We start from the raw sequence: 17,795 nt of genomic DNA, 5'->3' as shown, positions 1-17,795 counted from the left end.
TTTGGGGGTACCGCTGAAATGCAAAAGAGGTATTAAAAATGAAATATAAAGACTTAATAGAGAAAATGACGTTAGAAGAGAAAGCGTCATTAATGTCAGGTAAAGATTTCTGGACTACCCAGAACATTGATCGTCTTGGAATTCGTAGCATGTTTCTTGCTGATGGACCTCATGGGATACGAAAGCAGGCGGCGGCAGCAGACCATCTGGGTCTGAATGCCAGTATTCCTGCAACTTGTTTTCCACCCGCTGCGACCGTAGCCAATAGCTGGAATGTAGAACTGGGTGAGACTATTGGAGATTATCTTGGGAAAGAGGCGGTTGCACAACAAGTCGATGTTCTTTTGGGACCTGGTATTAACATGAAGAGGAATCCTTTATGCGGAAGAAACTTCGAATATTTCAGCGAAGATCCATATCTTGCCGGTAAAATGGGTGCTAGTTATATCCGGGGCATTCAATCGCATGGAATTTCTGCCTGCGTGAAGCATTTTGCCGTGAACAACCAGGAAGAAAGACGGATGTCTATTGATACCATCGTCGATGAAAGAACGCTTAGGGAGTTGTATCTGACTGCATTTGAAATTGCAGTGAAGGAAGGTAAGACGAAGACGGTTATGTCTTCCTACAATCAGTTAAACGGAAGCTACACGAATGAAAGCATCCATTTGATGAAAGAGATCCTGCGTGATGAATGGGGTTTCGATGGAGTCGTTGTCACTGACTGGGGTGGTAGTAATGATCGTGTAGCCGGATTACTCGCGGGTAATGAATTGGAAATGCCAACCACGGCTGGTGAGACTAATGAGGAAATCATCCAAGCCATTCGAAATGGAATAATTAAAGAAGAAGTATTAGATGAGTGTGTAGATAGGCTGCTGGATCTTAATTTTACAACAGAAGCAGCTTTGAATAAATCGCAAGAGATTGATTTCAAAAAGCATCACAAGGTCGCACAGCGGGCTGCGGAAGAGTCCATCGTACTGCTGAAAAACGAAGGAAAGATATTACCACTTCAAAAAGGTAAAACGGTTGCTGTAATCGGTGATTTCGCTAAAGAAGCACGATATCAGGGCGCTGGATCATCTATTGTAAATCCAACAATCCTTGATAATATATTAGATTGTTTTGGTCAATCGGGTATTGTTAACATAGGATATGAGCCAGGCTTTGAACGTTACGGAAAAAAGAATATTAAAAAACTAAATAAGGCATGTACTCTTGCCAAAGAGGCAGATGTTGTTCTTTTCTATATGGGTCTAGATGAAGCTACTGAAGCTGAAGGCCTGGATAGAGAAGACATGGAGATTCCAGAGAATCAGATAGACGTTCTAAATGCTTTGTATAAAGTGAATCCCAATATTGTGGCTATTCTCTCATGCGGCTCCGCAGTAGAAATGCCATGGATTGATAAAGTAAAAGGATTAGTACATGGATATTTAGCCGGACAAGCTGGCGCAAGAGCTATACTTAGTGTTTTATCAGGTGAAGTGAATCCTTCAGGAAAACTAGCAGAATCCTATCCAATTCAATATGAGGACACACCTTCCTATTATCATTTTCCGGGTAAGGAAGTTAGCATAGAATACAGGGAAAGTATTTATATTGGCTACCGTTATTATGATTCTGCAAATAAAGAAGTTCGTTTCCCGTTTGGATACGGACTCAGCTATACAACATTTAAGTACTCCAATATTCAAGTAGATAAGGATAGCGTAACCTTTGAGTTGAGAAATACCGGTGGTGTTGCTGGCATGGAGATAGCACAGCTGTACGTAGGCTGCAAATCCGAGGCTATATTCAGAGCTAAAAAGGAATTAAAAGGATTTACTAAAATCTTTTTAAATGCGGGCGAAACCAAAAAGGTAACTCTATATTTTGATGATAAGACATTCCGCTATTTTAATGTGAAGACGAATAAGTGGGAAGTTGAAGAAGCAGAGTATGAAATCAGTATTGGTGCTTCAAGTGCGGATATCAGATTGACAGATACTCTTTTTGTCCAAGGTACAGGAGCACCAATCCCATATGATAAGGATCAGCTTTCAACCTACTATTCGGGTAGAGCCAATCAAGTAGGTGCAAAAGAATTTGAGCACTTGATTGGTTACAAACTGCCTGTGTCCAAATGGGATCGATCACAACCCCTTGGTTACAACGATACGATTGCCCAGTGCCAATATGCAAAGGGAGGGATTGCGAGATTTGCATATTCCGTAATGATTTTTGCACATTGGTTCTTAAGAAAGATCGGTAAGAGGAGCACTGCCAACATAATTATGATGTCTGTCTATCATATGCCATTCAGAGGTGTTGCGAGAATGACAGGCGGAGTTGTGAATATGCCGATGTTGGATGGAATTTTGACCATTGTAAATGGTCAATTCTTTAAAGGTTTAAATCAAGTATTGCGCGAAAGACGTAAGATGACGAGAGTCGCTAAGGAGAAAAATCCCCTAGCAAAAGCGATAAAGGAGTCGTAGAATATAATGAACGATATAAATATCGAAACTAAAAAAACAGGTGCAGGAGCGATGGGTTATTGGAATAACTACAAGGAAAAGCACCCCAACATTGCTCAGTTCTTCGTCTTCTTTTTGCTAAGTACTGGAATGACTATATTACAGCTTGTTTTAATGCCTGTATTTAAAGGGATCTTCGCTCAAACATCATTGGTAAATACAAGCTTCCAATGGCTTCAATTTGGGACTAACTTTGATGGAAGTGATTATTATCTATTCGATTATGGATCGGGCTCACTTGCTTCTGGAGGTGGAGGTGGACTTGCTTATTTCCTAGCCGTCCAAATTACGATAGGCCTTGCACAGATCATTAATTTTTTCCTACAAAGAAACATAACCTTCAAATCCAATAGCAACATTTGGTCAGCGGCCTTTTGGTATGTGCTTGCGTACGTTGTAATCACGATAGGTGCAGCAGCAGCTCAAGGCTTCTATAAAGCTCCTGTCTATAACCTATTGATGAACACATGGGAAATGGGCTCGTTCGGTGAAACAGCAGCGGATCTTATTACAATGATGATCAATGCTTTGATTTCTTTCTGGGTATTCTACCCTATATTTAAAGTGATTTTTAAACAAGAACCTGAAAAATAGGAAATGGTAAAGGTAGTGTTAGTATGAAATTATTATCAGTAGTAATTCCTTGCTATAATTCACAAGAATATATGAGATATTGCATCGAATCCCTGTTACCTGGAGGGGAGAATGTAGAATTACTGATAGTAAATGATGGTTCCGTTGATCGAACTGCAGCAATTGCAGATGAATATGCACAAAAATATCCTACTATCGTTAAGGTAATTCATCAGGAAAATGGCGGACATGGCGAAGCTGTAAATGCAGGTATCCGAAATGCCTCTGGATTATATTTAAAGGTAGTAGACAGTGATGACTGGGTAGATACGAGAGCCTATCTCAAGATATTAAGTACATTGAACGATTTTATGGTAGAAGAGAAATCAGTAGATATGATTCTTAGCAATTTTGTATATGAAAAAGAGAATGCAAAGTACAAGAAAGTTATGAAATATGAAAATGTGCTACCAGAAGGGGTCATTTTCTCCTGGGATGACATTAAACGGTTTCGTAAAGGGCAGTATATTTTGATGCACTCTGTTATTTACAGAACACAGCTGCTAAGAGATTGTGGACTGAAGCTTCCCAAGCACACTTTTTATGTAGATAATTTATTTGTATATGTGCCGCTTGAACATGTTAAGAACATGTACTATATCAATGTGGATTTTTACAGATATTTTATAGGCAGGGAAGATCAATCCATCCAAGAGTGTGTCATGATCAAAAGAATTGATCAACAGATTAAAGTAAACAAGCTTATGCTTGAACAGGTGCAAATTAAAAATATTAAAAATCCAAAGCTCCATCAGTATATGCTCCATCAGCTTGAAATCGTGACCGTTATATCGGCCATTTTGGCAATACGATCAGGAACGGCGGAGAATCTAAGCAAGAAGAAAGAGTTATGGATGTATATTAAAGATAAAGATGTTGAGTTGTATCGTCGTCTTAGATATGGGATGATGGGTGGATTAATGAATTTGCCTGGTCGTCCTGGACGCAGTATTTCAGTAGGCGCCTACAAAATAACACAAAGATTAGTTGGCTTTAACTAGGCATTGCAAGAATTATAAAATCGTAAAAACGAGTGTGGAAGAGACTGCGATCTATCTCGCCGTAGTTTTATCTCAAGCACTCGTTTTTCTTTATTTTCATAATAATGATGATTGGACAGTGACATTTATGAATACTAAATATGACTTTCTAATTGTGGGTGCGGGCTTATATGGTGCAGTATTTGCTCATGAAGTGAAAAAAGCTGGGAAAACATGCTTAATTATCGATAAACGCGACCATATTGCAGGAAATATTTATACGGAAAAAGTAGAGGATATTCAGGTGCATAAATACGGCGCTCATATTTTTCATACCAGCAATAAGGCTGTATGGAAATATGTAAACCAGTTCGCTGAATTTAACAGATATATTAATAGTCCTATAGCGAATTATCTTGGTGAAATTTATAATTTACCGTTTAATATGAACACATTTAATAAAATGTGGGGTGCTGTAACACCAGATGAGGCCAAAGAGAAAATTGAGCAGCAACGTAAGGATAATTATGTGGAAAGCCCTCAAAATTTAGAGGGACAGGCTATTAACCTAGTTGGTCTGGATATTTACGAGAAACTAATTCGTGGCTATACGGAGAAGCAATGGGGTCGCCCTTGCACAGAAATCCCCGCGTTTATAATACGAAGATTGCCAGTAAGATTTACTTACGATAATAATTATTTCAACGACCCTTATCAAGGGATACCTATAGGTGGGTATACATCTATGGTTGAGCGTATGATTGAAGGGATAGAAGTGGTACTGAGTACAGACTATTTTGCCGAGAAAGAAAAATGGGACAGCATGGCAGAAAAGGTGGTTTACACTGGCCCTATCGATGCTTTCTTTGACTATAAGTATGGTGTTTTGGAGTACAGGAGCTTAAGGTTCGAAACAGAAGTATTGGATACGCCTAATTATCAAGGGAATGCAGTAGTCAATTATACCGATAGTGAGACGCCTTATACCCGTATTATTGAGCACAAGCATTTTGACTTTGGGACGCAGCCTAAAACCGTTATTAGTCGTGAATATAGTGAAGAATGGAAACGTGGCGATGAGCCATATTATCCGATCAATGATAATAAAAACAATGAGCTGTATGAAAAGTATAAAGCTTTAACAGAAGCTCAAAACAAAGTTATTTTTGGCGGTCGATTAGCAGAATACAAATATTATGATATGGATAAAGTTGTAGAAGTTGCATTACAGAGAGTTAAAGGGATTTTAGGACAATGATTTAACAACTTCAAAGAATGGACACCTATGATAGCTTTTCTTATTCTATTATTATGGGTATAATTAAATGTAACTAATATCACAGTTAAATTGGAGGAGATATGATATGGATTGGAACGTTTTGTTTTTCTTACATATGATCGGGACGCTGGCACTTGGGTTTTACCTTGTACTGCCTTTCATTCTAGGTCGTGCTGAAAAATTGTCGCCTGCGGCAAAAGAAGGTACGCTAAGTGCAGTTACTGGATTTAACCGCTTTGCACAGTACGGATTGGTAATTCAACTACTTACAGGTGGTTACATGATGACCAAGGGTGAATATTCTGTAGCGTGGATGATTATTATTGTTGTACTGCTGCTAGCTATGTTTGCACTTGGTGGTATTATGAGCAAGCCTCTGCGTCTTGCCGCTGCTGGAATTCGTGAGAACCGTGACGTTAAGGCAGAAACAGGAAAATTGCGTACACTTAGTGCGCTACTGTCAGTGTCATTGCTTATCATGGTATTCTTCATGGTATTTAACGACATTATTTAATCCGTATCAATATGAGCCCGCTTCCGTAATGGAGAGCGGGTTTTTTGTGCATTTGTTAGAGATCACAGCAGCTCCTTCAATGCGAAGACACCATTTTGCTCAAAATCAGCCCTGACTCCATGTGGTAAAAGGCGATAAAGTTCATCTTTGGTACACCAGTGATAATCAGAATGTTCTAGTGATAAGTGAACTTTGTTCTCTTGGACGGTGCATAAATATGTAAGCAGAATAATTTGTCGGTTCGGATCTGTTAAAAAGGAAGTTGCATATAATAATTTCCCAATAGTTATAATTAGGCTAGTTTCCTCTTCAATTTCCCTCATCAGTGCAGTATCTAGCTTTTCTCCAAATTCGATTTTTCCCCCAGCACATTCCCAAGTCCCTGCACCAATGGAATCATTGGCAGCACGTTTTACGAGCAGTATTTTACCTTGATGAAGGATAATCCCTTTAACACAAACAACGATGTGCTGGTTATGCTCGTTCATTTGCGGCCCCCCTTTCTAATTCATTTTATTATATTTACATTTTTGAATAAAAAAACATATTTTTTTGAAATCGCATGGCACTTGTATGAAAAAAACGTTTTCAATTCACGTAGTGATAGAGTAATATTAATATGTTTAGAGATTGGATTAAAATAACAATTATTTAATTAACTGATGGATTACGGGGGAGTTTGGATGGGCGGGAAGTTAAGAAGAATTTTAAGTGTAAGCTTGGGTCTTAGTTTATTATTCAGTTCGTTGGGTTTTGCATCCGCGGCAGCTAGTAGCCCGATTAAAGATTATGAGGGTCACTGGGCGCAACAGCAGATCGAGAGCTGGTTAGAGAAGGGTTTGTTAAAGGGATTCGAAGATGGATCGGTTAAGCCCAACCAAAGTATTACTAGAGCTGAATTTGTTGCCCTTGTGAATCGTGTCTTCGAGATTACAAAGAGTCAACCGGTGAAATTTACTGATTTGCCTGCAACCGGTTGGGTGTATGAGGAATTCTCCAAGGCAGTTACGCAAGGTTACATAAAGGGTTACGGAGATAAGGTTCGCCCGAATGCTCCCGTTACCCGCCAGGAGGTTGCGGCAATTATCAGTAAGCTGTTGTTTTTGGAAGAGCCAAACAACCTAGATGTATTGGATCAATTCAAAGATCGAGACCAGATATCGGCATGGAGTGAGCGCAAGGTAGCAGCAATGATTAATAGTGGAACTATGAAAGGTTACCCTAGTGGAAATTTTGCTCCAACGCAGGCGTTAACTCGTGCCGAAGCGGTAGCTATATTGGAATCCTTGAATGCACCAATGGGTGGTGGATTTCTTATTACCCAATCTGGAGTCTTTGGCAGTAAAGACCCTGCTCAACTAACGGGTTATAATAGTCTAACAGTGAGTACTTATGGGGTTAACCTTCAGAACGCTGTTATACACGGGGACTTGCTTTTGGATGAAGGCATTGGTGAAGGTGAAGTATCTTTAGATAATGTAACTGTAAAAGGAAAAGTCATTGTTAAGGGTGGCGGTGTTAATTCTATACACTTCAAGAATTCTACCATAGAGCAAGTAGTCGTTCAGAGAAAAAGCGGAGTTGTTCGTCTCGTAACTGAAGGAACAACCCAAATCAAGAATATATTTGTACAGACTGGAGCGATTCTTAATCTAGGTGAAGGTACTACAGTGAGTAAGGTTATTCTGGATGCACTCACAAAGGTAATTGGACAGGGTCAGCTATTATCTGTAACGGTGAACGACAGGGCCAAAGGATCTTCGTTTGAGAAAAAGCCTGACTTGGTAGAGGGGTCTCAGAAGGATTCCATCACTATGCCTACTCCTACGGTTGCACCTACTGTAGGAGCGGCTGTTGGCGGTTCGAGTGGTGGTGGAGGCGGTAACGGTAGTAGTGGCGGGGAAACACCAACAACTACACCGATACCAACGCCAACAACCACCCCAACACCATCGCCAGTGGTAAATGTTCCATTAGTAAACGAGATAACTTTAGTACAAGAAGCTGTATATAAATATACGAACGCTGCTACTATTACTGTTAATTTAAGTAAGGTGTCGCATGCATTACGTACTCAAGCTGAACATGCAGAATATTATTTCACTACCGCTCTCGAAGGTTCACCAGATCTGGATAAAGCACAAGGATGGTTTCCTATTGATATGTTTGTATCCTTTCCAATATATCCAGATCATATAAAGGATTACATGACGATTATTTTAACTGATGAGGATAGTGCACCCATTGGCTATAAGTCAATAAAATTAGATCTTAATGCGAAATATACTACTCTTGATATGTCTACAGTAACTAAATATAGTGAGGGTGTAAACATTACAGGCGCAAGCATTTCGCATTACATTAATAATAGCATCTCGCTAGATAGTGTATTTGTTCAGCAACATCCTGAAGTGAAGTACTTTACTACAACCCCAAATACAGCATTCTATGAAATTGTAGGCCCTAATAAGGGTTTTAATGTAGAGCATATTTCATCTACGGTAGCATATCTTAATGAGATTTCTGAAAGTTATAGCGCTGTTGAGATTTCGTATGAAAGTTTTGACTACGATGAATCGCCATTTTATACTCAACCGAATTTTGAAGAAGAATATATGGTGATTCTATACGATTCAGAGTTAAAGGTGTTGGGTTACTATCAGGGCAAAGCTAACTTGACTGACCAACAGAAAGCAGATAATGTGGGTTTTAAAATTGGCAAGCTTCCTGCTGTAGATTTGTTAGTATTGAATGATGAGGCAGCTGTAAACTGGGTATATGATCGATATTTCAAGCTTACCGACGATCAAAAGAAACTGATTGCGGGAGATCTTATAATTAAAATTGTAGAACTTAAGGAAAAATTGCTTTTACTGAAGCAAGGCTAATTCTCGGTAAACAAAAAAGGACTGTTCCGAATTGCCATTACAGGCTTAGCGGACAGTCCTTTTTTTACGTAAACATAAGGAACGATCAAGGGTACAAGCAACAAGGTGTAGCTCAAAGATGCTGATGGTTGACTAACCAGTAACGATTACCGACGACGAATAAACCTGCAAAAGTACATCTTTTAATGATACGCGGAGGGCTAAAGCGATAATTCCTGCAAATCTGTAGTTATTCTTACATCAGATGAAGTCTCCGAGCTATAAGTGAGAATATACCTGTATATTTGCAGTTTTAGGATTTATGAAGAGAATATCTGCTCAAAAAACTGTACTCATGCAGGCTTTCATCCAGCGAAAGGTGCGGATGAATAAGAGGGAATACCATTTTCATAGTGGGATGTGAGCCGAGGGTTCATGAAAGTTTTTTGTGATTAAAAAAACATCAGGTTGTTTGATTTTATCTGCATTGTGGTAAGAATTTATCGTAAAGTGGTTTGAGAAATTGGGCAAGTAACGTATAAACATTAACACTTGAGCCATCCTAAGATGATCAGTTGACTATCAATTGCTTACCGAGAGGAGATAGGGATTATGTCAAACAACCAGAAAACTACGAAAACCTTACCCCCGCAAGAGCAGCATCATCAGCCGGGAATTGAAAGTGAAATGAAGCCATTGCCGAAATTTGAGCCGGCTAATTATAAGGCAGCAGGTAAACTGCAGGACAAGGCGGCGCTTATTACCGGAGGAGACAGCGGTATCGGACGGGCAGTTGCTGTTCTTTTTGCTAAAGAGGGTGCAGATGTCGTCATATCATATCTGAATGAGCATTCTGATGCAGAGGAAACGAAACGTCAGGTAGAGCAGGAAGGCCGAAAATGTATTCTAATTCCCGGAGATATTGGCGAGGAATCTTTCTGTAAGGATCTCATAAAACAGACAGTTGAGGGACTTGGCAAACTGGATATCCTCATCAATAATGCGGCGGAGCAGCATCCGCAAGCTAAGATTGAAGATATTACGTCCGAGCAGTTAGAGCGAACATTCCGTACGAACATTTTTGCGATGTTCTATTTGACCAAAGCGGCCATGCCTCATCTTAAAGCAGGATCTGCTATCATTAATACAACTTCGATCACTGCTTATCGTGGTAGTCCACAATTGCTGGACTATTCGTCAACTAAAGGAGCCATTCTGAGCTTTACGCGTTCCTTATCTACGAATCTGGCGGAGAAAGGCATCCGGGTAAATGGTGTTGCACCGGGTCCAATCTGGACACCGCTTATTCCATCTACTTTTGATGCGAAGCAGGTTAGCGAGTTCGGCGGCACACAGCCCATGAAGCGACCGGGACAACCGGAGGAACTGGCCCCAGCTTATGTGTATCTAGCCTCTGACGACTCGAGTTATGTGACCGGACAGGTTATCCATGTAAATGGTGGCGAGGTTGTAAACGGATAGTAACTCATTCAAACCTAATTGTTTATACAAAAAGAGCTCTAATTCAGGATTAGCTGGATTAGAGCTTTTTGTATTTATCTTGGAATTTAGTTTCCCGCTGAGAGCTCATCAAGAGACATTTCAAAGCTTGGAGCCATATGAGTCAGGAAGTAATCTACTTCCTGTAGCCCGAGCCCGCGCAGCTTCGCTGCTGTTTGCTCCTTCGCCGCTGCGAATTCACGGTTGCCCGCAGCAACCTCCCACACACACTTTAAGTAAGCATCCAGTCGATCGGCTGCCTTAACGTAGCTGTGCAGCAGGACGTCCTCTGAATCGGGAGGGCTGTCTTCTGGCTGCATGAGCTGTGTGTAAATGACCTGAAGCTCAGGGGGAATCATGCCGGTTAAGCGTTCCGCAGCAACTCTTTCCATTTCGCGGAAGCTGGTAAGTAGGCGAGGGTTATTGTATTTCACTGGCGTGGCAATGTCACCTGTGAACACTTCGCTGGCATCATGAAACAGAGCCATGGTTGCTGCTCGTTCGGCGTTTAATGAACGTCCGTAATGAACATTACCAATAGAACAGAGCATATGAGTGAGCAGGGCAACATGAAAAGAATGCTCAGCAACGTTCTCAGGTGCGGTGCTGCGCATAAGGCTCCAACGCTGAATATATTGAAGCCGATATAAATAGGCGGAAAAATGGTAGTTCAATTTTAAAGTAACCCCTTTCATGCGGTGCTAGGTATGATATTATTATATTAATTGTATCAGATTTTAGATAACCTGGATCTGCTGAGAGGAGCTTGAATGAATATGCAGCATTTTGAAGACAGCATTTATAATCTAATTGTAGAAACGTCCACGAACTTGCCGGGTGATGTACGCCGGGCGGTTGCCAAGGGGCGCGCGCTAGAGGACCGAGCTACCCGGTCAGGTCTTGCTTTAACAACGATTGCACAAAATATCGGAATGGCTGAAGCGCAAGTGTCACCGATCTGTCAGGATACGGGGATGCCAACCTTTATTATTCACACACCTGTGGGAATCAATCAGATTGAGATGAAAAAAGATATTCATAACGCCATCGTACGGGCGACCAAGAATGGCAAGCTTCGTCCTAATTCCGTAGATTCACTGACAGGTGAGAACAGTGGAGACAACTTGGGGGCAGGTACACCAGTCATTCATTTCGAACAATGGGAAGAAGATAAAATAGACGTTAGACTTATTCTGAAGGGTGGAGGCTGCGAGAATAAGAATATTCAATACAGCCTTCCAGCAGAATTAGAAGGATTGGGCAAAGCAGGCCGTGATCTGGACGGGATTCGAAAATGCATTTTACATGCCGTTTATCAGGCACAAGGGCAAGGATGTAGCGCTGGTTTTATTGGCGTTGGTATCGGCGGAGACCGCACGACTGGCTACGAGCTGGCTAAGAAGCAATTGTTCCGTAAAGTGGAGGATGTTAATCCAATAGAGGACCTCAGCAAGCTGGAAGATTACATCATGGAGAATGCCAATAAACTGGGCATAGGAACGATGGGCTTTGGTGGAGAAGTATCGCTGCTTGGTTGTAAAATTGGTGTTATGAATCGTCTGCCTGCTAGCTTTTTCGTATCTGTTGCCTACAACTGTTGGGCGTTCCGCCGTCAAGGCGTGCTGGTTGATCCGTCAACGGGCAATATAGAGAATTGGCTATATGAGAGTGGAACAGGGATCTCGGTAGATGATGGAAGGGTTCAGGCATCCGAACCAGAAGTCGCAAGTACAGGTGATAACAATGCAGCTACTGAATCTCGTGAAGTACGTCTGAGCACGCCGATTAGTGAAGAGGATATTCGTAGCTTGCGCGTTGGGGATGTAGTTATTTTATCCGGTGAAATGCATACGGGCCGTGACGCACTGCATAAGTATCTAATGGATCATGATGCTCCGGTGGATTTAGAAGGTGCGGTTATCTATCACTGTGGTCCTGTAATGATGAAGGACGAAGAAGGCTGGCATGTTAAAGCAGCGGGTCCGACTACTAGTATCCGTGAAGAGCCTTATCAAGGCGATATTATTAAAAAGTTCGGTATACGTGCTGTCATCGGAAAAGGTGGAATGGGTCCAAAAACATTAAAAGCCCTGCAGGAGCACGGCGGTGTATACCTCAATGCGATCGGCGGAGCCGCGCAGTATTATGCGGAATGCATCAAAAAGGTCAATGCTGTGGATTTCATGGAATTTGGCATTCCTGAGGCGATGTGGCATCTGGATGTGGATGGTTTCGCTGCTATTGTAACTATGGATGCCCATGGAAACAGTCTGCACGCAGATGTGGAGAAGGATTCCGCAGCAAAACTAACCCAGTTCAAGGAGCCCGTGTTTAAATAAGTTGGGTTACTGTCCGGTGAATAAGTCATTAAGAGGGGAGTTCCTCTGATATGGCTTTTTCTCCGGTTTGATCTGAATATAAAAATTTACATGTTCCATGATATAAATTATCCTTATATTTCTCGCATAACACTTACCAGTCCTATTATATGGACACCAAAGGCGTTTATGCTTGTCTAAAGGAGGTCCACGAATGGTACCACATTATATTAGAAATGGTCTTCTTAACGTTACCCCGTATTTCATCGTCGAGGGTGCAGATCAATTGATTGACTTTGTTGTGAACTGCTTTGATGCAAGAATTAATGATATGCTGCGGAATGATGAAGGAAAGATTAGACATGCCGAGGTCAGAATAGGGGATTCGATTATCGAGGTTTCCGAAGCCAATGAGAAATATTCGCCAGTACAGCTCGCTATTCATCTATATGTAAGAAATGTGGATGAGACCTTCCGTAAGTGTTTGGACGCCGGGGCATCTGTCATTGAAGAACCACTGGATAAGTCTTATGGAGAAAGAGGAGCGGGCATTAGAGATATTCAGGGTAATCAGTGGTTTCTTGCAACCTGCATAGCATGAAATCGTGAGATTTTACAAAAGTAATACAAAGTAACAGTCCAGAGATGATCAACCTGGGCTGTTATTTTTATATAATCTATTATAGTAAGGACTTATTTCTCGAGATACTAGCACTGGTTTTTTGGAGAAAATGAAGTTAGGATAAAAGATACAATGAAAAAGGGAGAGGCACACTTTAGATGAAACCGTTTCGCGCTCGTCTTACGATGATACTTATGGCCTTAATCGGTATTTCCATGATTGGCACTGGATTTACGATGGCTCATCTGTTTAAGAGCTCCCACATAGCTGCGCTCGAAGAGAACATGTCCCGGGAAATAAATCTGCTCGCAGGCACGTTGCAATTTGTAGATATGGACGCTCCCAATGCGATTCCGTATTACACGGAGCAGGCAGAGCATATCGCTAAGCTCTTGGAGTCCCGGATTACTTTTATTAGTAAATCAGGTGAAGTTCTAGGGGACTCAGAGAAAAACCCTATGGAGATGGACAATCACGCTAATCGTGAAGAGGAAATTGTCGCTGCTAAAGAAGGAATTGGACGAGCCATTCGTTACAGCGAAACTTTGGATCACGAGATGCTGTATGTCGCTGGGAAGGTAACCTCGGATCAAGGATTTGACGGCTACATTCGGGTCTCTATGGGACTGGATGCGGTAACGGAAGGACTTAACCGTGCTTGGATGATTATGGCTGGAGGTCTGGTTGTTTTGTTCTTGTCGGCAACTATTGTCAGCTACAAAGTTGCATCCAGCATGACTTCACCGCTTGAACAAATTACGAGAGTCGCCCGGCGTATTACGGATCTTGATTATGATGCAAGGGTCCACTTGAAGCGCAAAGACGAAGTTGGTCAGCTGGCAACAGCGATTAATGCTATGGCAGATAGTCTTCAAGCTCAGCTCAAGACGATTCGTGATAATGAAGATCTGCTGCAAAGCGTACTGGACAACATGACAGGCGGTATAATAATGATCAATGCGGACGAAGAAATTGCCCTGCTGAACCGAGCTTCGGAGCGGATGCTGGATGTTAGCAACAGTGAAATGGCGGGTCATTCGTACAAAGAACTGAAGCGTCATTATGAGCTAACTCGTCTGCTTGAAGAAGGGGTATCGAGTAAAGAACCGCTTCATGAAGAACGAAGTATTTACAATCCGAGAGAGCGAATTGTGCGCATGGACGCGGTACCGATGATCCAGGATGAGACGTACAGAGGGATGCTCTTCCTTTTGCAGGAGGTAACAGAAATTCGTCGCCTGGAGCGGATGCGTAGTGAATTCGTTGCTAATGTATCGCATGAATTGAAGACACCAGTTGCTGCTGTTAAAGGCTTTGCCGAGACGTTGCTAGGTGGTGGGGTTAAGGATGAGAAGACAGCCCGTTCCTTTTTGCAAATTATTTATGATGAGAACGAACGCTTAAATCGATTGATTGGAGATATTCTGGAATTATCTAAAATCGAATCTAAACGTGTGCAGCTCGATTGTTCGCCTGTTCATATTATTGAATTCTTTGATTCAGTGCTTGGAACAATCAGCAAAGTGGCTGAGAAGAAGAATATTAGTCTTAATGTAGAAGTTCCTGAGGAGCTGTTCATTGAGGCCGACGAGGATAAACTGCGTCAAATTTTTATGAACTTGCTTTCCAATGCGATTAATTACACGCATGATGGTGGTAGCGTAAAGGTCTATGTTAAGAATCTACTGAAGCCAGATGGCTGTGAAAATGTTCAATTTACCGTTACCGATACAGGTATGGGGATTCCCAAAAAGGATCTACCGCGTATTTTCGAACGTTTTTACCGGGTGGATAAGGCAAGATCCAGAAGCTCTGGCGGAACTGGGCTGGGACTGTCTATTGTAAAGCACTTGGTGGATCTACATCATGGAGTGATTTCGGTTGAAAGTGATCTGGGGATTGGAAGCTCATTTACTATTGAACTGCCGCTCTTGCAGGAAGAAAAGGCGGATTAGATTTCTGTGAATTCACCTTTTCGATTTTACACCAAGTTAACAATCTGGTGATATGATTGTTTTGTTGTTGTTTTGTAAAAATCAAACTATATGGAAGACGGGGGAACCTATGGCTCAACGATTGCTTGTCATTGAAGACGAACCGACACTGGCCCGGCTGCTGTCCTATAATTTAACGCAGGAAGGTTACGAGGTGACAGTAGAGGATCATGGAACGGCAGGATATGATCGTGCGACGAGGGAACCTTTTGACCTGATCGTATTAGATCTGATGTTGCCAGGTATGAATGGCATTGACATCCTTGATAAATTGCGTGGACAAGGTATCCGCACACCTATTATTGTGTTGACCGCCAAAAATGCGGAAGAAGATGTAGTTAGAGGACTGAAATCAGGTGCTGATGATTATATAACCAAACCTTTTGGGGTATCCGAGCTGCTTGCAAGAGTGAGCGCTGTATTACGTCGAATTTCTGGTCTTGCTGAGGAAGCACCACAAGAGACACCTATATCTGCTTCAACGATCATTTTGGGACAACTAGAAATCTATCCTGAGAGATATGAGGTCTCCCTGGGTGGGCATAGTATTAACTTACGGCCTAAAGAGTTCGAAGTGCTATTATATTTGGCTCGTAAGCCAGGCGTTGTGTTGACAAGAGATGATCTAATGAATGCTGTATGGGGCTTTGATTATATTGGTGGACAGCGTACGGTGGATGTCCATGTCAGTTCACTCCGTAAAAAGCTAGAGCTGGATCCGGAATCGGTCCATATTGATTCGATTCGAGGCGTAGGCTATAAACTGGTTGTTAATAAAAAGAGAGCTCCGGTCATTTAGGGACAGGAGTTCTATTTTTTCTATTCAATTCATAAATAAGTATGGCTTGGAGTACTAGTTGGTTTCTGGGGAAATACTGTGATGTGGATCCATTCATCTCACTGATTTTACATTGCGTTAACATTTCTCTCCAACTGTATTTACACTAAAAGCTTATCATGGAGATCGAAGATGATGAGAAGGAGACGTAAACACTAATGAAATCCATCATTGACATAGAGAATCTAGATCTCTACTATGAGTCGTTTCACGCACTGAAGAACGTAAATCTGCAAATCCCGGAGAAACAGGTTACCGCTTTTATTGGACCTTCCGGTTGCGGGAAATCTACGTTGCTTCGCACATTGAATCGTATGAATGATATGATTCCTGGCACACGTATAGAAGGAACTGTAAACATCGGTGGCAAAAATATTTATAGTGATGAGGTAGAGGTGGAAAGCCTGCGCAAGCAGGTCGGTATGGTGTTTCAACAGCCGAATCCTTTTCCAAAGTCGATTTACGACAATGTAGCTTACGGTCCCCGTCTACATGGCATTCGTTCCAAAAGCGAGCTGGATGAGCTCGTAGAAAAAAGCTTGCGTCACTCCGCCCTATGGGAGGAAGTGAAAGATTTTCTGAAGAAATCTGCTCTTAGCTTGTCCGGTGGACAGCAGCAAAGGCTATGTATTGCTAGAGCGTTAGCAGTACAGCCAGATATTCTGCTTATGGATGAGGCAACCTCTGCACTCGACCCTGTATCCACGCTCAAGATAGAAGAACTTGTTCAAGAACTAAGAAATGATTATACCATTGTTATGGTTACTCATAACATGCATCAAGCGGCACGTGTATCAGGACGAACCGTATTTTTCTTAAATGGTGTAATTGTAGAGGCGGCGGACACAGAGGTGCTTTTCTCGAACCCTAAAGATTCCCGCACTGAAGATTATATTTCCGGACGTTTCGGCTGATCAGAAGTGAAAGGGTGTTCGTCCCTGGAAATGGCAAGCTGACCATATGTTAATGAGGAGGATCGTTCTTATTATGATTCGCAGAAAAGAATTTGATAAAGACTTGGAAGAGCTGCGCAGCCTGCTGCAGCAGATGGGTGAGCATGTTAAGAATGCTCTTGAAGGTGCAATTAATGCTCTGCAAAATCTAGATACAACGCGTGCACAGGAAGTCGTTGAAGCGGATTTACATCTGAATGCCATGGAAGATAAAATCATGGAAATTGGCTCACGTTTAATTATTACCCAGCAGCCCGTGGCTAAAGACTTGCGCCGTATTATCGTTGCCTTCAAAATTTCAAGCGATTTGGAGCGTATGGGTGATCTCGCACTTGATGTAGCTAAGGCGACCATGCGTCTGCAAGGCCAGCAGCTGATTAAGCCACTTATAGACATTCCTCGTATGGCTGAAATCGTGAACATTATGATCGATGAGGCAATCCAGTCTTACCTGGATGAGAACACAGATCTGGCTTATAAAATGGCACAGGATGATGATCAGGTCGATCAATTGTATGGTGCGATGATCAATGAGTTATATACTTTTATGGTATCAAAGCCGGATTCAATATCCCAAGCTATGTTATTGACTTTAGTCGGCCGTTATATCGAACGGATTGGCGATCATGCTACTAACATTGGTGAGAGCGTAGTTTACTTGGTTACCGGTAAACGACCAGATTTGAATGAATAGCTTTGATTCAAAAGATATTTGGTACTTGTCGTAACTTTGGAGAATGTTTGGACTTTCGGCCGCTGTTGTCCCCAGATTTCT

15 protein-coding genes are annotated in these 17,795 nt (G+C 41.8%); 13 read left to right on the top strand and 2 right to left on the bottom strand.

Going from position 1 to position 17,795, the window contains the following annotated elements:
* Positions 1–38: 38 nt before the first annotated feature.
* The 5 genes from NSS67_RS24465 (at position 39) to NSS67_RS24445 (ending at position 5,928) form a co-directional block, all read left to right on the top strand.
* The gene (locus NSS67_RS24465) at positions 39–2,483 is read left to right on the top strand and encodes a glycoside hydrolase family 3 C-terminal domain-containing protein (protein ID WP_339316260.1); all 2,445 of its coding nucleotides are present in this window, start codon (positions 39–41) and stop codon (positions 2,481–2,483) included.
* 6 nt (positions 2,484–2,489) lie between these two features.
* Positions 2,490–3,116 carry a GtrA family protein gene (locus tag NSS67_RS24460; RefSeq protein WP_339316259.1) on the top strand — a complete coding sequence of 209 codons (627 nt, stop codon included), beginning with the start codon at positions 2,490–2,492 and terminating at the stop codon, positions 3,114–3,116.
* Positions 3,117–3,139: 23 nt separating this feature from the next.
* Complete coding sequence (locus NSS67_RS24455; RefSeq protein WP_339316258.1) at positions 3,140–4,156, top strand: glycosyltransferase family A protein; 1,017 nt, start codon at positions 3,140–3,142, stop codon at positions 4,154–4,156.
* 127 nt (positions 4,157–4,283) lie between these two features.
* The gene (gene glf, locus NSS67_RS24450) at positions 4,284–5,393 is read left to right on the top strand and encodes a UDP-galactopyranose mutase (protein WP_339320694.1); all 1,110 of its coding nucleotides are present in this window, start codon (positions 4,284–4,286) and stop codon (positions 5,391–5,393) included.
* A 106-nt stretch (positions 5,394–5,499) separates the two neighbouring features.
* Positions 5,500–5,928 (top strand): hypothetical protein, encoded by a 429-nt coding sequence (locus tag NSS67_RS24445; RefSeq protein WP_339316257.1) that lies wholly within the window; start codon positions 5,500–5,502, stop codon positions 5,926–5,928.
* 62 nt (positions 5,929–5,990) lie between these two features.
* Here the strand turns inward: NSS67_RS24445 and NSS67_RS24440 are convergent, their stop codons facing one another.
* Positions 5,991–6,416 (bottom strand): NUDIX domain-containing protein, encoded by a 426-nt coding sequence (locus NSS67_RS24440; protein WP_339316256.1) that lies wholly within the window; start codon positions 6,414–6,416, stop codon positions 5,991–5,993.
* Positions 6,417–6,611: 195 nt separating this feature from the next.
* Here NSS67_RS24440 and NSS67_RS24435 point away from each other — a divergent pair, with 195 nt between their 5' ends.
* Positions 6,612–8,816: an S-layer homology domain-containing protein gene (locus tag NSS67_RS24435; protein WP_339316255.1), complete on the top strand. Its 2,205-nt coding sequence runs from the start codon at positions 6,612–6,614 to the stop codon at positions 8,814–8,816.
* Between the two features lie 591 nt (positions 8,817–9,407).
* Entirely contained in the window at positions 9,408–10,277 is an 870-nt protein-coding gene (locus NSS67_RS24430; protein ID WP_339316254.1) for an SDR family oxidoreductase, read from the top strand.
* A gap of 86 nt (positions 10,278–10,363) precedes the next feature.
* Here the strand turns inward: NSS67_RS24430 and yfbR are convergent, their stop codons facing one another.
* On the bottom strand, positions 10,364–10,969 hold the full coding sequence (yfbR, locus tag NSS67_RS24425; RefSeq protein ID WP_339316253.1) for a 5'-deoxynucleotidase: 606 nt from the start codon (positions 10,967–10,969) through the stop codon (positions 10,364–10,366).
* Positions 10,970–11,071: 102 nt separating this feature from the next.
* Here yfbR and NSS67_RS24420 point away from each other — a divergent pair, with 102 nt between their 5' ends.
* The 6 genes from NSS67_RS24420 (at position 11,072) to phoU (ending at position 17,714) form a co-directional block, all read left to right on the top strand.
* A complete protein-coding gene (locus NSS67_RS24420) occupies positions 11,072–12,634 on the top strand; it encodes a fumarate hydratase (protein ID WP_339320693.1) in 1,563 nt (520 codons plus the stop codon).
* 193 nt (positions 12,635–12,827) lie between these two features.
* A complete protein-coding gene (locus NSS67_RS24415; protein ID WP_339316252.1) occupies positions 12,828–13,214 on the top strand; it encodes a VOC family protein in 387 nt (128 codons plus the stop codon).
* 179 nt (positions 13,215–13,393) lie between these two features.
* Entirely contained in the window at positions 13,394–15,190 is a 1,797-nt protein-coding gene (locus tag NSS67_RS24410; protein ID WP_339316251.1) for an ATP-binding protein, read from the top strand.
* A 109-nt stretch (positions 15,191–15,299) separates the two neighbouring features.
* Positions 15,300–16,028 (top strand): response regulator transcription factor, encoded by a 729-nt coding sequence (locus NSS67_RS24405; protein WP_036678951.1) that lies wholly within the window; start codon positions 15,300–15,302, stop codon positions 16,026–16,028.
* Between the two features lie 197 nt (positions 16,029–16,225).
* A complete protein-coding gene (pstB, locus tag NSS67_RS24400) occupies positions 16,226–16,981 on the top strand; it encodes a phosphate ABC transporter ATP-binding protein PstB (RefSeq protein WP_339316250.1) in 756 nt (251 codons plus the stop codon).
* A gap of 73 nt (positions 16,982–17,054) precedes the next feature.
* A complete protein-coding gene (phoU, locus tag NSS67_RS24395) occupies positions 17,055–17,714 on the top strand; it encodes a phosphate signaling complex protein PhoU (protein WP_339316249.1) in 660 nt (219 codons plus the stop codon).
* Positions 17,715–17,795 lie beyond the last annotated feature (81 nt).

Source organism: Paenibacillus sp. FSL R10-2734, from assembly GCF_037963865.1.
Classification (GTDB): Bacteria; Bacillota; Bacilli; order Paenibacillales; family Paenibacillaceae; genus Paenibacillus_AQ.
The sequence above is the reverse complement of the archived record's forward strand: the minus strand, read 5'-3'. Positions and strand labels throughout refer to the sequence as shown.

Coding starts and splice junctions, on each gene's coding strand:
- NSS67_RS24465 (WP_339316260.1), top strand. CDS start 39: ATGAAATATAAAGACTTAATAGAGAAAATGACGTTAGAAGAGAAAGCG.
- NSS67_RS24460 (WP_339316259.1), top strand. CDS start 2,490: ATGAACGATATAAATATCGAAACTAAAAAAACAGGTGCAGGAGCGATG.
- NSS67_RS24455 (WP_339316258.1), top strand. CDS start 3,140: ATGAAATTATTATCAGTAGTAATTCCTTGCTATAATTCACAAGAATAT.
- glf (WP_339320694.1), top strand. CDS start 4,284: ATGAATACTAAATATGACTTTCTAATTGTGGGTGCGGGCTTATATGGT.
- NSS67_RS24445 (WP_339316257.1), top strand. CDS start 5,500: ATGGATTGGAACGTTTTGTTTTTCTTACATATGATCGGGACGCTGGCA.
- NSS67_RS24440 (WP_339316256.1), bottom strand. CDS start 6,416: ATGAACGAGCATAACCAGCACATCGTTGTTTGTGTTAAAGGGATTATC.
- NSS67_RS24435 (WP_339316255.1), top strand. CDS start 6,612: ATGGGCGGGAAGTTAAGAAGAATTTTAAGTGTAAGCTTGGGTCTTAGT.
- NSS67_RS24430 (WP_339316254.1), top strand. CDS start 9,408: ATGTCAAACAACCAGAAAACTACGAAAACCTTACCCCCGCAAGAGCAG.
- NSS67_RS24420 (WP_339320693.1), top strand. CDS start 11,072: ATGCAGCATTTTGAAGACAGCATTTATAATCTAATTGTAGAAACGTCC.
- NSS67_RS24415 (WP_339316252.1), top strand. CDS start 12,828: ATGGTACCACATTATATTAGAAATGGTCTTCTTAACGTTACCCCGTAT.
- NSS67_RS24410 (WP_339316251.1), top strand. CDS start 13,394: ATGAAACCGTTTCGCGCTCGTCTTACGATGATACTTATGGCCTTAATC.
- NSS67_RS24405 (WP_036678951.1), top strand. CDS start 15,300: ATGGCTCAACGATTGCTTGTCATTGAAGACGAACCGACACTGGCCCGG.
- pstB (WP_339316250.1), top strand. CDS start 16,226: ATGAAATCCATCATTGACATAGAGAATCTAGATCTCTACTATGAGTCG.
- phoU (WP_339316249.1), top strand. CDS start 17,055: ATGATTCGCAGAAAAGAATTTGATAAAGACTTGGAAGAGCTGCGCAGC.